Source organism: Saccharococcus sp. Marseille-Q5394 (assembly GCF_946901335.1).
GTDB lineage: Bacteria > Bacillota > Bacilli > Bacillales_A > Planococcaceae > Sporosarcina > Sporosarcina luteola_C.
In genome coordinates this window covers 186,340-201,031 of sequence record NZ_CAMPPQ010000002.1, presented here as the reverse complement: position 1 = coordinate 201,031, position 14,692 = coordinate 186,340, and the positions used below count along the sequence as shown (strand labels likewise).

Annotated in this window: 12 protein-coding genes and 1 tRNA gene; 6 read left to right on the top strand and 7 right to left on the bottom strand. The window is 46.4% G+C overall.

The window, feature by feature from the left end:
• Nucleotides 1-29 precede the first annotated feature (29 nt).
• Nucleotides 30-1,019 (top strand): nuclease-related domain-containing protein, encoded by a 990-nt coding sequence (locus OC538_RS11425; protein ID WP_251695922.1) that lies wholly within the window; start codon nt 30-32, stop codon nt 1,017-1,019.
• 161 nt (nt 1,020-1,180) lie between these two features.
• Here OC538_RS11425 and OC538_RS11420 read toward each other — a convergent pair whose 3' ends face one another.
• Both OC538_RS11420 and OC538_RS11415 read right to left on the bottom strand, forming a co-directional pair.
• Nucleotides 1,181-1,606, bottom strand: coding sequence for a hypothetical protein (locus OC538_RS11420; protein ID WP_251695727.1), 426 nt, complete (start codon nt 1,604-1,606; stop codon nt 1,181-1,183).
• Between the two features lie 52 nt (nt 1,607-1,658).
• Entirely contained in the window at nt 1,659-4,799 is a 3,141-nt protein-coding gene (locus OC538_RS11415; protein ID WP_410055873.1) for an SNF2 helicase associated domain-containing protein, read from the bottom strand.
• An 82-nt stretch (nt 4,800-4,881) separates the two neighbouring features.
• On the opposite strand from OC538_RS11415, the gene OC538_RS11410 reads away from it, so the two are divergent.
• Entirely contained in the window at nt 4,882-6,099 is a 1,218-nt protein-coding gene (locus OC538_RS11410) for a DUF346 domain-containing protein (RefSeq protein WP_251695729.1), read from the top strand.
• Between the two features lie 87 nt (nt 6,100-6,186).
• On the opposite strand, the gene OC538_RS11405 is transcribed toward OC538_RS11410, so the two are convergent.
• From OC538_RS11405 to OC538_RS11395, 3 genes are all read right to left on the bottom strand, one after another.
• Nucleotides 6,187-6,372, bottom strand: a complete 186-nt coding sequence (locus tag OC538_RS11405; protein ID WP_251695731.1) for a hypothetical protein — start codon at nt 6,370-6,372, stop codon at nt 6,187-6,189.
• Nucleotides 6,373-6,559: 187 nt separating this feature from the next.
• Nucleotides 6,560-6,736: a hypothetical protein gene (locus tag OC538_RS11400; protein WP_251695732.1), complete on the bottom strand. Its 177-nt coding sequence runs from the start codon at nt 6,734-6,736 to the stop codon at nt 6,560-6,562.
• A 21-nt stretch (nt 6,737-6,757) separates the two neighbouring features.
• Nucleotides 6,758-8,305 carry a sensor domain-containing diguanylate cyclase gene (locus OC538_RS11395; RefSeq protein ID WP_251695734.1) on the bottom strand — a complete coding sequence of 516 codons (1,548 nt, stop codon included), beginning with the start codon at nt 8,303-8,305 and terminating at the stop codon, nt 6,758-6,760.
• 199 nt (nt 8,306-8,504) lie between these two features.
• Between OC538_RS11395 and guaC the strand changes: the two genes are divergently transcribed.
• The gene (guaC, locus tag OC538_RS11390) at nt 8,505-9,488 is read left to right on the top strand and encodes a GMP reductase (protein WP_251695735.1); all 984 of its coding nucleotides are present in this window, start codon (nt 8,505-8,507) and stop codon (nt 9,486-9,488) included.
• 33 nt (nt 9,489-9,521) lie between these two features.
• On the opposite strand, the gene OC538_RS11385 is transcribed toward guaC, so the two are convergent.
• Nucleotides 9,522-10,232, bottom strand: coding sequence for a sulfite exporter TauE/SafE family protein (locus OC538_RS11385; RefSeq protein WP_251695737.1), 711 nt, complete (start codon nt 10,230-10,232; stop codon nt 9,522-9,524).
• Between the two features lie 189 nt (nt 10,233-10,421).
• Here OC538_RS11385 and OC538_RS11380 point away from each other — a divergent pair, with 189 nt between their 5' ends.
• The 3 genes from OC538_RS11380 to OC538_RS11370 all read left to right on the top strand — a co-directional run bounded on the left by OC538_RS11380 (nt 10,422) and on the right by OC538_RS11370 (nt 14,010).
• Nucleotides 10,422-12,089: an ABC1 kinase family protein gene (locus tag OC538_RS11380; protein WP_251695739.1), complete on the top strand. Its 1,668-nt coding sequence runs from the start codon at nt 10,422-10,424 to the stop codon at nt 12,087-12,089.
• A 118-nt stretch (nt 12,090-12,207) separates the two neighbouring features.
• Nucleotides 12,208-12,279: transfer RNA gene (locus tag OC538_RS11375), tRNA-Asn, on the top strand.
• A gap of 66 nt (nt 12,280-12,345) precedes the next feature.
• Nucleotides 12,346-14,010 carry a ribonuclease J gene (locus tag OC538_RS11370; RefSeq protein ID WP_262175488.1) on the top strand — a complete coding sequence of 555 codons (1,665 nt, stop codon included), beginning with the start codon at nt 12,346-12,348 and terminating at the stop codon, nt 14,008-14,010.
• 38 nt (nt 14,011-14,048) lie between these two features.
• On the opposite strand, the gene OC538_RS11365 is transcribed toward OC538_RS11370, so the two are convergent.
• Nucleotides 14,049-14,582 (bottom strand): GNAT family N-acetyltransferase, encoded by a 534-nt coding sequence (locus OC538_RS11365; protein ID WP_251695742.1) that lies wholly within the window; start codon nt 14,580-14,582, stop codon nt 14,049-14,051.
• Nucleotides 14,583-14,692 lie beyond the last annotated feature (110 nt).

The following is a 14,692-nucleotide window of genomic DNA, read 5'->3' as shown; positions in this document are numbered from 1 at the left end:
ACAATAATGGAGGCGGTATTTCATTGATCATGAAGGAAAAAGAAATCTCTTTAAAGGCAATCGGGCTTGAGGCCTTGCTACGTAGGCTGCCGGAGCATCACCCGCGCTACGCGGACATCGAGAACGAGCTGAGGAAGACTCGGGCAGGCGAAAATGGTGAAAGAATACTAGCAAATGTCTTTCAGCAATATCAGTTCCCTTTTAAGCATTACATTTTCCATGACGTGAACTTGCAATCCACAGGCAAATTCCAAATCGATACACTTTTTCTTTGTCAACAAGGTGCCGTCATTTTGGAAGTGAAAAATATTGCCGGCCGAATCAGTTTTCCAGAAGAGTACAATCAACTGACGCGCACCCTTGAAAACGGACAAATTGATGCATTTGAATGTCCATCTGTCCAGCTGGAGCGGAATAAGATGCTGTTAGAAGATTGGTTTCACGCGCACCACATGCCTATCCCCATTTATCAGGCAGCGGTTTTCCCCAGACCGCATCAGCAATTCGAAAACCTTCGTAAAGATCTGACTCTCCTTTTTCCTCTTGAGATCCCTGTTTTTCTCCGCAGACTCAATTCATTTCACCCTTCAATTGATTTACCCGGACTTGCAGACATTGCAAATAAGATAACTGATGCCCACCGTGAATTTGATCCGTTTCCATTATCAGACCGATTTGGAATCCAGCCAACCGAAGTTATATCGGGAGTCCGCTGTGTTGAATGCGGCCGGTTTGGCATGGAATCAATTTACAACGGATGGGGCTGTCCTAACCGCGGCAATATAGACCCGCATGCCCATGTTCAAGCGATGTTGGATTACTTTATGTTAGTGGATTTACGTATTTCAAATAAAGAATGTAGGCGCTTTTTACATCTAGATAACGTCCAGAAAGCTAAACGGATTTTAGGGCAGCTTGGAATACCTTTTGAAGGGGAGAAAAGGGGAAGATATTATGTGGCGGACCTTAAAGTGATTAGAGAGCTTCATGATTCAAATAATCCAAAAGTCCCAAAGTGACAATAACTCTTGGGAAATGATCGATAAGTTTCGGGAAATAAACGATAACTCCGTTGAATTGATCGATAACTCATAGGAAATGATTGATATCCGCCGGGAAATAATCGATAACTCCCCGATGACGCGAAAAACCGCCTCAGTCAATCGACTGAAGCGGTTTCTCACTTGAATAACTCTTTATAAGCCAACGCTTTCAACGCTAGCATCTCTTCATCCGTCAACCGACTTTCGATTTTATTGAGCAGTGCCTGTTGCTCCGATGCAGTCATGCCTTGCCGTGCTTGAATTTGTATGTCGTTGATTTCACCTAGATCGAATTTCTTCAACAGGACCCTCGTCGCTTCCTCTTTTGTTTGGAAAGGAAGTTTCGACGCGTCTACATTCTTCCCTTCTTCGATGAACGCACGGAGTTCCGGGTCTCTTTGAACTTCCTGTCTAATGGCCTCCATCTGACCGCTCGATTCCAGTTCTGCCGCCACTTGGCCCATCACTTCGTCGGCGATGAATTTTGTTCCGAAATGGTAGACACCGAAGCCGATAACAACAAGTATGACGGCGATGCTTAGTAAAATCTTGATTGCTCTCAATTGATCCGCTCCTTTTCCAGTAGTATCCACTGCCCTTGCAGCAACTATACTTCTATATTTCCAGCAACTCCCGGATGTCGTCCTCAGTCAATGTAGTATTAGCAGCATCCTTAGAATCAATGATCTCCTCGATCAGATTCCTCTTCTTCTCCTGCAACTCATTCATTTTATCCTCAATCGTGCCACGCGCGACGAGCTTGATGACATGGACGGTTTGCTGTTGACCCATGCGGTGGGCACGGTCCGCGGCTTGCTCTTCCACCGCGGGATTCCACCAAAGATCGTACAAGATGACGGTGTCGGCCCCCGTTAAATTCAAGCCCGCCCCGCCCGCTTTCAATGAAATGAGAAAAACATCGCGCTCTCCTGCATTGAATCGATTGCATAATTCCAGTCGTTCCTCGGAAGGTGTTTGGCCATCCAAATAGAAAAACGGAGTACCTTTCATTGCAAGTTCCTTGCCGATAATGCCAAGCATCTTCGTAAATTGTGAAAAGATCAGCACTCTTCTCCCAGCCTGCTTCGATTCCTGAATCAGCTGCTTCAACTGCTCGAACTTCGCGGAACTGCCCTGGTAGCCGTCAACAAACAACGCCGGATGGCAACAGATTTGCCGCAACCTCGTCAAACCGGCGAGAATTTTGATTTTATTCCTTCGGATCGTGTCCTTATCCAAATGCTTTAACGTGTCGTGGCGCAGCTTTGCCAAATAGGCGGCATACAGCTTCTTCTGTTCGGGAAGCAACTCCGCGGATTCCATCGATTCGACTTTTGCCGGCAGCTCTCCGAGGACATCTTCCTTCATCCGTCTCAGCAAAAATGGTCGTACTCGGCGGGATATCGCTTTCGGCGTAAGTTCACTATATTCCTGCAATCCCATGAACAGTTCAGGGAATACGACGTGATAGATGGACCAAAGTTCCTCCTCCGAATTTTCGATAGGCGTTCCGGTCAGCGCGAAACAGGTGTCTGCATGCAATCTTTTCACAGCCCGTGCCGTTTGCGTAAACGGGTTTTTGAATGCTTGCGCCTCGTCGAAAAAGATCGTCAGGAAGTCTTGTTTCTCATACCACTGAATATCCCGGCGAATCAAAGGATAAGACGTGATCAACACATCCTTGTCCTCCACATCACTTTGCCGCTCTGCCCTCTCCTTTCTTGACCCGTCTATGACGATGGCATTTATTTCAGGCGCAAATTTCCGGAATTCGCTCAACCAGTTATAGGTTAATGAAGAGGGGCAGACGATTAAGACTTGCCGTTTCTTCTCGCGGATGTCAGGAAGCATAGACAGGATGAATGCAATGCTCTGCAACGTCTTACCGAGCCCCATATCGTCTGCAAGTATGCCCCCGACGCCGAATTCAGCAATCGTTTTCATCCATTGAAAACCTGTTTTTTGATAATCGCGCAATACCGTTTCCAACGACGGTGGCACTTCCGCGTAATCGCCGGGATTCAGTAGACGTTCAAAAAACTGGCGAGCAGATTCCTCAACGGAAAACATCTCATCATTACCGACTGAATCCAAAAATCGGATGCCACGCACCATCGGAACGTTCAATCCCTTTTCGAGGGTCTCGATGTCTTCCGGAATTTCATTCAAAAACCGTTGGATTTCTTCAAACTCCTTCGTTTCTAATGAAAGAAGGGAGCCATTCCGCAAACGGTAATACTTCTGTTTTTCCTCCAGCGCTTCAAGGATTTCACGTATTTGCTTATCGGGTATGCCGTCCATCTCAAATTTGAATTCTAGCCAATTCGTCCGGTCCTCGTGCGCTTTCACCCGGATGCGCGGTTTGGCATTCCCCCTGAAAACCCGGTTCCTGATTGCTGTCGTCGCATACACTTGGACGAACTTCTGAAGTTTCGGGAGGATGTGATGAAGAAATTCATATTCCAATTCCTCATTGTGCAATAAATACCCTTCATCCGTTGTAGCGAATGAGCTGTCTTCCATTAAACGGAGGATGGCCTCTTCCTTATCAAGGTCGCGGACCAATACGGATCCCGCCGGCAAATCCTTCTCCGTAACAGGATTCAGGACGATCTGGTCATATTGGAATTCGAGGCTTGCAAGCAATCGGTTGTTTACCCGATCGATGTACAGCTTTGCCTTCAAAGGAGATTTTACGAGCTGGTCCATTACCGTTTCATCGAGTTGGACTTCGCCGATTCTCCTCAGTCCAGGTACTACCTTTTCGATGAAGAATCCGATTTGCTCATTGGAGATGGGCAGCTGGCGTGTGCCTGACGTCTCGATCATTTTTTGCAGATCGGCGAGCCGCTTGCAATCCTCATTGCTCAGCTGGAATAATTGCCCATCGCAAAGGACAAGCTTGTAAGCCTCCAATACGTGCACATGGTTCAACCCATCAATTGTGAGAACATGCCCGGTTTCCTGCTTTTTTTCGAAATGAAAATGGACGGGCAATGTCGCTTCCACTATGTGAAAGCTCGTTATTCTGCCGCCAATTTCCAGTTGTACGTCGCTTGCTTGAGTTATAACCTTCAGTAACCTTTCCCACGAGGATGGCGGGATTAGCAATGTAGCGGGGCTCACTGAACCGTGCCGGAAAACCCTATCTTCATTATGAATACCGATAAGTTGCTGGAGAACAGCATCAGCTTCCCTGTTGAAGCAATGCAGTTGGGAATCAAAAGTGAATGTACGTTTCAGTGTGCTTGGCCGTCTTTCATTCACATCCTCCAAAAACTGCCGGATGTCCTCCACATGAATTCCTGCAACAGCCAACTCCATGCCAAGCATTTGCTGTTTCCCCGCAACAACGGGCTTAAACGTAAAAGCGAGCTCCACCACTTCCCTATTTTCGAAATGAAGCTGATGTCCGCTAGCTCTTGGTTTGTCATTGAAAAGGGAAAGCATTCCTTCCGCCAAATCCGGCGCTATCTCACGCTTGCGTTCCATCATGGCTATCAAAACAGCCGCTACGTGCTGGCATTTGAATTTATAGTAAGGCAGAACCGGACAGCTGCACTCCGATTGAAGTTTTTCACCCGATAGATCGATGGTGACGTGGAAGTTTTCCTTCCCTGCCACAATCGCTTCGCAATATGTGTTGCTATATTGTGTAAACGTCACTTTCCCTGCACGGTTAAACATCTCGCCCCGTTTGAATGAGACGGAGCCGCACAGCTCCATGATCCTATTTTGTGTTATATGGGTGCTCAAATCAGCTTGTCTCCTTTCGGGGATTAATCACCTGCACAGGCGCTTTGCATATACTATCTTATCACTCAGAGGAGGTGTTTGATTGTTTTATTATGGCTATATGGCGCCTTCAATGATGCCTATGAACCAGTTTGCACAACTCGGCCCTGATGAAAGAGAGCGTCAAGCAAGCGTTCAGCAGATTTTGCAGAAAATCAGAAGGGAAAATTATGACCTGTACCGGGAACTCGACCGGTACGGCATGAATCAGGTCATCACCAATTATGTATTCACGCTCGTCATCGGAGCCACAATCAATGCGTCAACTGCGAACCAAACCGCTGAACAAATCTATCGGCAGTTTCAGCAGCAATACCCTTGGATGAATCTATTCTTCCGCCAATTCAATATCCCTCAAAACGTTATTGACCGTATCTTGTTGCGGGTGATTCAACTGACTCTGGATGAAATCCGCGGAGGCCAACCAGGACCTGGACCCGGGCCCGGCCAAGGTTGGATCGGTTGGGAGGACTTGGGTGGTGTCTTGACATCCGCTCCGGGAGTATCTTCTTGGCAGCCGAATCGATTGGATGTGTTTGTCCGCGGAACGGACCAAGCCCTTTACCATAAATGGTGGGATGGACGGCAATGGAATGATTGGGAAAGCCTTGGCGGTGTGTTAACTTCAGCTCCTGCAGCTGTGTCTTGGGGACCGAACCGTATTGATGTGTTCGTAAGAGGAACAGACAATTCCCTTTATCATAAATGGTGGGACGGACGGCAATGGAATGATTGGGAAAGTCTTGGCGGTGTGCTTACGAGCGACCCGGCTGCATCATCTCGCCGGCCCAATCAATTGGATGTCTTCGTAAGAGGAAGTGACAATGCACTATACAAAAAGACGTGGAACGGATCTCGTTGGGAAGAATGGGAGAATCTCGGCGGCAATTTGACTTCGGAACCGGCTGCCGTATCATGGGGACCGAACCGGATTGACGTATTCGCTCGGGGACAAAACCAAGACTTGATCCATAAATGGTGGAACGGATCTTCTTGGAGCAACTGGGAAAGCCTTGGCGGAATCCTAGTCGGCGGACCAACCGTCTCCTCCAAGCAACCGAACCGCCTGCAAGTATTTGTAAGGGGGACGGATAACGGCTTGTACCTGTTGGAGTGGAACGGCACACGTTGGTCCGACTGGCAAAATCTCGGCGGATCGCTCACCTCGAGGCCTTCAGCTGTATCATGGGGACCGAACCGGACGGACGTATTCGCAAGAGGGCAAAATCAAAACCTGATTCATTTATATCAAAACAGATAGACAATCAGCCACTGAAAACATTTCGTCTTCAGTGGCTCTTCCTGTGGTTCTCGATAAAGATACTCACAAGTCATGTTTCTTCCTATACTAACGCCAATTTTCCGAAATAATGGCTTTGGTCTCTGTTGTAGTGAGCCTCGTCACCAAGGCGATTTTTTCTGTGGAGAAAGCCAAGCCATGCATTGTCAGCACTGTGGAAACCTTCTCTTGCCAGATGCCTTGATTTAACCCTTTCAAGCGCGCTTCCTCCAATTCCTCTACCCGATTTTGCATATGACTCCCTCCTTTCAATTAAATTATATTATATTTCCCTTTTACTTCCTTTTCAACAAAAAACCTTCCACCTCCTTCCAACAATATAAAACAAACGTTCCTATTAATCAATGAAATAGCTTTTATAGTCATGAATAGAAAAAAGCAGGGACACGTCGAGATGTGTCCCTGCCTATTTATCGTCGCTTCAAAGTTCCTGGTAATCTTTCATGAACCTGCCGCTTTCCTTCACTTCGGAGTGATACAGTGCCTTCAATGCAAAACTCTTTTCCAGCTCATGTTCCTTCATGATCTGCTTCAACCGCTGCGTCAATTCCGAATTGTTTTTCACAAGCAGTTCCATTTTCGATTTCGAATATTGCATGATTATGTCCTCCTTGGGCTTTCATATTCTCAGTGTAGCATAATCAATCGTCCGGTTACGACCTGTCCGTTTCGCTTCATATAGACTTTGGTCTGCCAACTCCAACAGTTCGCCTGAGTCCTGGCGATCTTCTGGATGCATCGCAATCCCGATCGATATCGTCACTACTTCCCCGCATGGACTACTTGTGCTTTCTAATTTCTTGCGCAAGCGTTCCGCTACTTGGAATGCCGTCTGCCGATCCGTCTCAGGCAACAGCATGACAAACTCCTCCCCGCCGAAACGGCAGCATACATCATCTTTACTGGCGACTTCAAGCATTGATGCTGCCAAGTATTTCAGTACTTCATCACCCATAGCATGTCCATACGTATCATTGACGCGTTTAAATTTATCAATATCAAAAATAAGCAATGCAAAAGGGCGGTCCTGCTCTGTCCATTGTTCCAAATGGGCGTCCATGACTCGCCGGTTCATCAGCTTCGTCAACGGATCGACCGTCGATTGGTGAATAAAGAAATTCAAGCTGTAGTTCAATGCCTTTTTCAATTGAATCGCTTCGTAATACCAAGCATGCACATCATTTATTTTTTCACCTTGATTGTTTTCCGTGCTGGATTCGGCGTATGTAGCAAGCCTTGTCAAAGGCTGAGCAATTTTATAAGACAAAAGTAAAATGACCAGGAAGGAGAAAAGTAGGATTGGAGCCGTCTTCAAGATCATTTCTTTTATCATCGTGACGGAGGAGGCCAAAGCGACTTCCTTCGGCCTTTGGGTCACGATGCCCCAATCGGCTATTGGAATCGTCGCATAGCCCGCCAACATTTCGACTCCCTCCGTATTCACAACTTCCATCGCACCGCTCTTACCTGTTATCAATTGCTGGACAACGGCATTTTCCAACACAATATCGTTTACCCGCCAAGGATTTTGGTGATATATAATGCGACCGCTTTTATCCACGACATACACGTAGGAGCCGTCCTCGTAAAAATGTTCACCCAATACTTGTTGAAGGATGTTTTCCTCTTTTAAATAAACTGTTCCCCCGACAAGGCCGAGATAATCACCTTCATTGTCGAAAATCGGATAGGATAGGAAAATGATCAAGCGCCCTGTTAATCCGATATAAGGTTGTGAAATGAAAGCTTCGCGCTTTTTCAGCGCTTCGCGACCGCCTTCCGAGTTCAGCATTTTCCCCTTTAAAGCCAAAGTCTCCGGGGAGACGGCCAGAATTTCACCATCTTTAGCAGCTATAGCAACTGAGTTGAATGTATCCGTCTGTTTCTTCATTCGATTCACTTCGGATAGTAAAATTTCTTCAACATTTTCTTGTCCCATTAACGGCGCAATCTGATTTGCGCTCGCTTCCATTGATTGCAGTGTCATCGACAAATACGACTCCGTCGACTGTGCCATTTTCACCGCATACGCACGGTTCGTTTCCAATGTATTCTCAATTAACGATTGCTGTTCCACCCGATAACCCGAAATGATGCTGGCCGCCAAAGTCAGCACTATCGATAGGAACGCAACCAACCCTATTAAATATTTTAAAGATAGCCTCATAGTGATCCATCACCTCTGTGAATTTTCAAACTTCCACCCATCATATCATCTATAAATCCATTGAACACCCTTATTTTGGAATATTACTTTCGTAAAGTATGAATAGTAATTGACGAATGGGGAAAAATAATGTAAATTACAAAAGCACGAACGTTTACATCGAAATAAAAAATATCATTCGCCTTTAGGAGTGTAGTATATGGATACAGTATTCGATTATGAAGATATTCAATTGATTCCCGCTAAGTGTATAGTAAATAGTCGCTCAGAATGTGACACTTCCGTCATGTTAGGTAAACACAAATTTGCATTGCCGGTCGTCCCTGCAAATATGCAGACGATCATTGATGAACAGGTCGCCATCCAATTGGCGGAAGGCGGTTATTTCTATATCATGCACCGGTTCAACCCAGAAAAGCGTGCTGAATTCATTATAGATATGCATACCCGTGGTTTGATTTCTTCAATCAGTGTCGGTGTGAAAGAGGAGGAGTACGGCTTTGTCGAGCAATTGGCAGCTGACCAGCTTATTCCGGACTATATTACAATCGACATTGCGCACGGTCATTCAAACGCCGTAATCCGCATGATCCAGCATATAAAAAAACATCTTCCGGAAACGTTTGTCATCGCTGGCAATGTCGGTACGCCGGAAGCGGTCCGCGAACTCGAGAATGCTGGCGCAGATGCAACGAAAGTAGGCATCGGACCGGGTAAAGTTTGCATCACGAAGATTAAAACCGGTTTCGGAACTGGCGGATGGCAGCTGGCAGCGCTTCGCTGGTGCGCAAAAGCCGCTTCGAAGCCGATCATCGCTGACGGCGGCATCCGTACACATGGAGACATCGCAAAATCGGTTCGATTCGGCGCGTCCATGGTCATGATCGGATCCCTTTTCGCCGGTCACGAAGAGTCCCCAGGCGAAACAATCGAAATGGACGGCAAGCTATACAAAGAGTATTTCGGATCTGCTTCTGAATACCAAAAAGGCGAGAAGAAAAACGTCGAAGGCAAAAAAATGCATGTGGCCTACAAAGGGAAACTGCAAGACACGCTTACTGAAATGCAGCAGGATCTCCAATCGTCCATCTCCTATGCAGGCGGAACAAAGTTGGATGCTATCCGTACAGTTGATTATGTAATCGTGAAAAACTCCATTTTTAATGGGGACAAGGTTTATTAATAAGCGAAAGGGGTGGCGTGTGCCAGCCCTTTTTTAGTTGCTTAACAGCAAATAAATCCCCGTAAATAGTAAAATGATATACATGAAAATGCGGAAACCTGCTTGATTGACCTTCAGGAATAAATACTGCCCCGCATAAAGGCCAAGCCAAACAATTGGCAATGCAAGAACGCTCGATTTCCATACTGTAACACTAGTCCCTGCAAATACGATCTGGATGAGCAAGCTGATGGAATAGATGAATAAATAATAGACGAGCGTCGTGCCGCGCAATGTTTCTTTTGCCGTGTCCGCACCTGAAAAATAAAGCAGCAATGGCGGCCCCGGCATTCCGATACTTGTCGTCAACGCACCGGAAAGTCCACCGATGGCAACATCCCTGTTCGGTGATTGCTTCATCCTCAACTTCAGAAGCAAAAGGGCTGTCAACAGAAGGATGATGATACCGATGCCCAGCTTTAACTTTGGAATATCGACGAGCAGGAATACGATAATCCCAAGCGGCAACCCAATGAAACTGCCCATGATGAACCGCTTCATCACTCCCCTATCAATATCAGTCCTCACTTTCCGATACATCGCCAATGAAATGACTAACGACAAAAGAAGATTGATTTGGATGGCATCCCGTGCATCGAATAATAGCAGAAGAAACGGTGTCGCAACGATTGAGAAGCCAAACCCGGTCCCAGTCTGGAGGATGGATGCTACTAATATGATTGTGATGAAAAAAAGAATATCCAATGGAATGACCCTCTATTGATTTTTGTTAAGTGTAACACGAAATGAGTCTAGCTTTCTTTGGAATCACAACGTTTGAGAGGGGCTGGCCTTTAATTGTCGGCCGCGTAAAGAAGTAATACAATGGCTAACATTAATCGTAAAAGGGTATATGGATAGGTAAACCGCTGCGATAGATTTGGAGGAATTAATTTGTTGAAGATACGAATACGGCATACAAAACGATTTCAAGAGATTACGAATGTTTTTCTGCGCAACGGGTTCAGCCACTTTCTGTTCCGGTTAGGGCTAACCGATCGCAGTTCGTCAAACGACGACGGCGGAAATGAAATGAATATGCAAGATGCCGGGGTCAAGCTTCGTCATGCCTTGCAGGAATTGGGACCGACTTTCATCAAACTTGGACAGATTGCGAGTTCACGGCGGGATCTTGTTCCTCTTGAAATCGCTTCGGAGCTTGAGAAACTTCAGGACCATGTTACAGCTGTTCCGTTTGATCAAATTCGGGAAATAGTAGAGTTTGAACTCGAAGAGCCTCTTGAACATCTATTCAAGACATTCGATGAGAAGCCGTTAGCTACCGCCTCGATCGGGCAAGTGCATATCGCACACTTGCCAAGTGGAGAAGAGGTTGCTGTCAAAGTTCAGCGGCCTGACATTAGACCAACAATGGAGACCGACCTTGCCATTTTAAGCGATTTGGCCCGCTTTTTAGAAGACAATACGGATTGGGCCGAAACGTATCACCTCCGCGAGATGGTCATCGAATTCTCCAGATCATTGCAAGATGAACTGGATTACCGGGTGGAAGGGCGCAATAGTGAGCGTATCGCGAAACAATTCGAGGAAAATCCGAGTATCCATATACCTAAAGTCTATTGGGATTATTCGACGGACAAGGTGCTGACGATGGAAATGGTCAACGGTGTCAAAGCGAATGATTTGGAAAAGATGGACGCAGGCGGGTATGACCGAAAGTTGATTGCGCGACGGATCGTCGATTCGATGTTCCATCAAATCTTGGATGAAGGGTTTTTCCACGGTGACCCGCACCCAGGTAATATTTACATCCTCCCTGAACACGTCGTTTCTTATTTGGACTTCGGGATGGTCGGAAGGCTTGATAAGGAGCTGAAATACCATTTTGCCTCGCTTATCCTCAATTTGCGCGAAGGAGACACAGAAGGGATGATCGAAGTTTTTTCCGATATGGGTATCCTATCGGAAGACACAGACATGCGGGCATTTACGAGGGACGTGGATGATCTTCAAACGAAGTATTACGATGTATCATTAAATGATGTGAGCCTTGGGGCAATCTTCATCGAACTGTTTCAAGTCGCCTACCGACACCATATTATCATCCCATCTGAAATCTCGATATTAGGTAAGGCTATCCTTACACTCGAAGGGCTCATTGCGAAGTTGGACCCTGAGCTCAGCATCATGGAAGCGGTCGAGCCTTTTGGAGAGAAATTGATGCGAGAGCGCTATCATCCGAAGAACCTGCTTGAAAATTCGTGGAAAGACTTTGTTGAAAACATCGAAATCCTAACGAATCTGCCAAAGGACTTGAAAGCAATTGCGACGACAATCCGAAAAGGGAAGCTTCAGCTCGACATCAATATTCAGCAACTTCAAGCCTTTCTGCATCGGCTTGACCGGATCAGCAACCGCCTTTCATTCAGTATCATCCTGCTGTCCTTCAGCATTCTCATGGTCGGGTTGATCATCGGCTCAGCCATCGCCGGCCAGACAAACGTGCTATGGCAGTTCCCGATCATTGAAGCCGGTTCCATCATCGCCGCGCTCATGTTTCTTTTCATGATCTACTCCATCTTCCGCTCCGGGCGGATGTGAAGTATATTTCATTTAATTTGTACACCAAAATTACATGCTAATTCATTGCCGCTCAATTTTTTAAAATAAAGATGAATAATCCACCGCATTCTGCACATTATAGGATTACTAATATCCTTCCGAAATAGCTCAGCGGTGGAGCAATCGGCTGTTAACCGATAGGCCGTAGGTTCGAATCCTACTTTCGGAGTAAAGGCTGTCTCTGTCGTAACGACGAGACAGCCCTTTTTCATTACCAATGTGGGAGGACATCGATGTGGACACAAAATTAGCTGTTTTTGCTTTAGGCGGCATCAATGAAATCGGTAAAAATATGTATGTCATTCAATACGCGAACGATATCGTCGTCATCGATTGCGGTTCGAAATTTCCGGATGAGAATTTATTGGGCGTCGATCTGATCATCCAGGATATCTCCTACTTGAAGGAACACCGGGAAAATGTCCGGGCACTCATTGTCACTCATGGGCATGAGGATCATATCGGAGGTATTCCGTATTTCCTGAAGCAACTGAATGTCCCTGTCTATGCGACACGGCTGACACTCGGACTGATCCAGTTAAGATTAAAAGAACATGGACTGCTGAGGGAAACTGAACTTATATTAATAAACGGAGATTCAACTGTCGACCTCGGATCGATATCCGCCACCTTCTTCAAAACGAATCACAGCATTCCGGATTGTCTTGGAATCGCCTTCGAAACGCCCGAAGGAACAGTTGTGCATACTGGCGATTTCAAGTTTGACCTTACGCCTGTTAACGATGAGTATGCGGATCTTCATAAGATGGCCGAAATCGGGAAAAAGGGTGTGCTGCTTTTATTATCTGAAAGTACAAATGCAGAGCGCCCCGGCTTCTCGCAATCCGAACGGGTTGTCGGCGGGCATATTGCAGACGCATTCCGGAAAGCGGAAGGTAAGATTTTCATTTCAACATTCGCCTCAAATGTCCATCGTGTCCAGCAAATCATCGAAGCTGCGCATATGACGAACCGAAAAATTGCATTGCTTGGCAGAAGCATGGTGAACGTCGTGTCAGTCGCCGAGGAACTCGGATATTTGAAGATTCCCGAAGGCATGCTGATCGAACCGCAAGAAGTCGATCAGATGGATCCTGAAAACGTCGCCATCATTTGTACCGGCAGCCAGGGTGAACCGATGGCGGCGTTATCGCGTCTCTCTAGCAACAACTTCCGCCAAGTATCGGTGCTGCCCGGAGACACCGTCATATTTGCCTCCAGCCCGATACCAGGGAATGAAAAAAGCGTGTCGCGGATTATCGATAATCTATATCGTCTCGGAGCAAAGGTCATATATGGGACCGGCGGCGCAACGGGTATGCACGTTTCCGGACATGCATACCGGGAAGAGTTGAAGCTCATGCTGTCGTTAATGAAACCAACCTATTTCATTCCGATTCACGGTGAATACCGCATGTTGGAGTTGCATCGCGAAATGGCCGAATCGATCGGTGTGGAAAGTGAAAATGTTTTCATTCTTAACAACGGGGATGTCGTAGACATTCAAAATGGAATCGCACGCCAAACGAGACATGTAGAAGCTGGGAATGTCTTTGTGGATGGTCTTGGCATCGGGGATGTCGGAAGAGTCGTATTGCGCGATCGCAAACTTCTTTCCGAAGAAGGGATGCTCATCATCATCGTTTCCATGAGCAAAGCGGATGGTCGAATCATTTCGGATCCGGATACGATTTCACGTGGCTTTGTCTATGAACGCGATGCAAATGAGCTTTACAAGGAAGTGAACCAGTTAGTCATTTCAACGATTAAAGATGCAAAACCTTCCACCAGGTACCGGCAGAATGACTTGAAACACGCCATCCGGAAGTCAGTTGAGAAGCTGCTCTACACCCGGACGAGAAGAAAACCGATGATTCTTCCATTTATTATCGAGATATGAAAATGAGGCGGAGGACATCGCTTGTCCTCCGTTTTTCGCTATTCCTCTTTCACCAATCCAAACACATAATGATCAACAAACTTATCATACAGCCACTCCGCTTGTTTCAAGTTACCTTCCAGCTGGAAACCGAGCCGTTGCGGAATGGCTGCGCTTTTCTGATTTTCAGTCGCTGTACGGATTTCAATCCGATTCAGCTCTAATTCATTGAAACAATAGTCAACAACCGCCTGGCAAGCTTTCGTCATCAAGCCTTTCCCTTCGAAGCCGGCTCCTAGCCAATAGCCGATAGAAGTCGATTTGTTTGACCAATTAATGCTGTGCAAGCCTATTACGCCAGCAAGCTCTCCTTTGTACCAAATGCCCGCCTGGAAGCCGTCATTCCGACTGAACTGCTGCAATGTACTGCCAATAAAATTTCTTGAATCCGCCATCGTTCTCGTGAAATCGAGCCAAGGAAGCCATTCGCGGAGGCTTTCCCTTGATTGATCGGTCAATTGAAATAGCTCTTCGGCATGTCTGAGTTCCAATAAACGCAACTCGATGTTTTCATCAATTCTAAAAGCAAACATTGTACTGATCCCCCTTTAGTTGATCCACCCGCGCCAGAAACGCATAAATCCTGACAAGCGCGCATAACTCCAATTATATACGCATAAAACTGTCCAAAAACGCATAAATG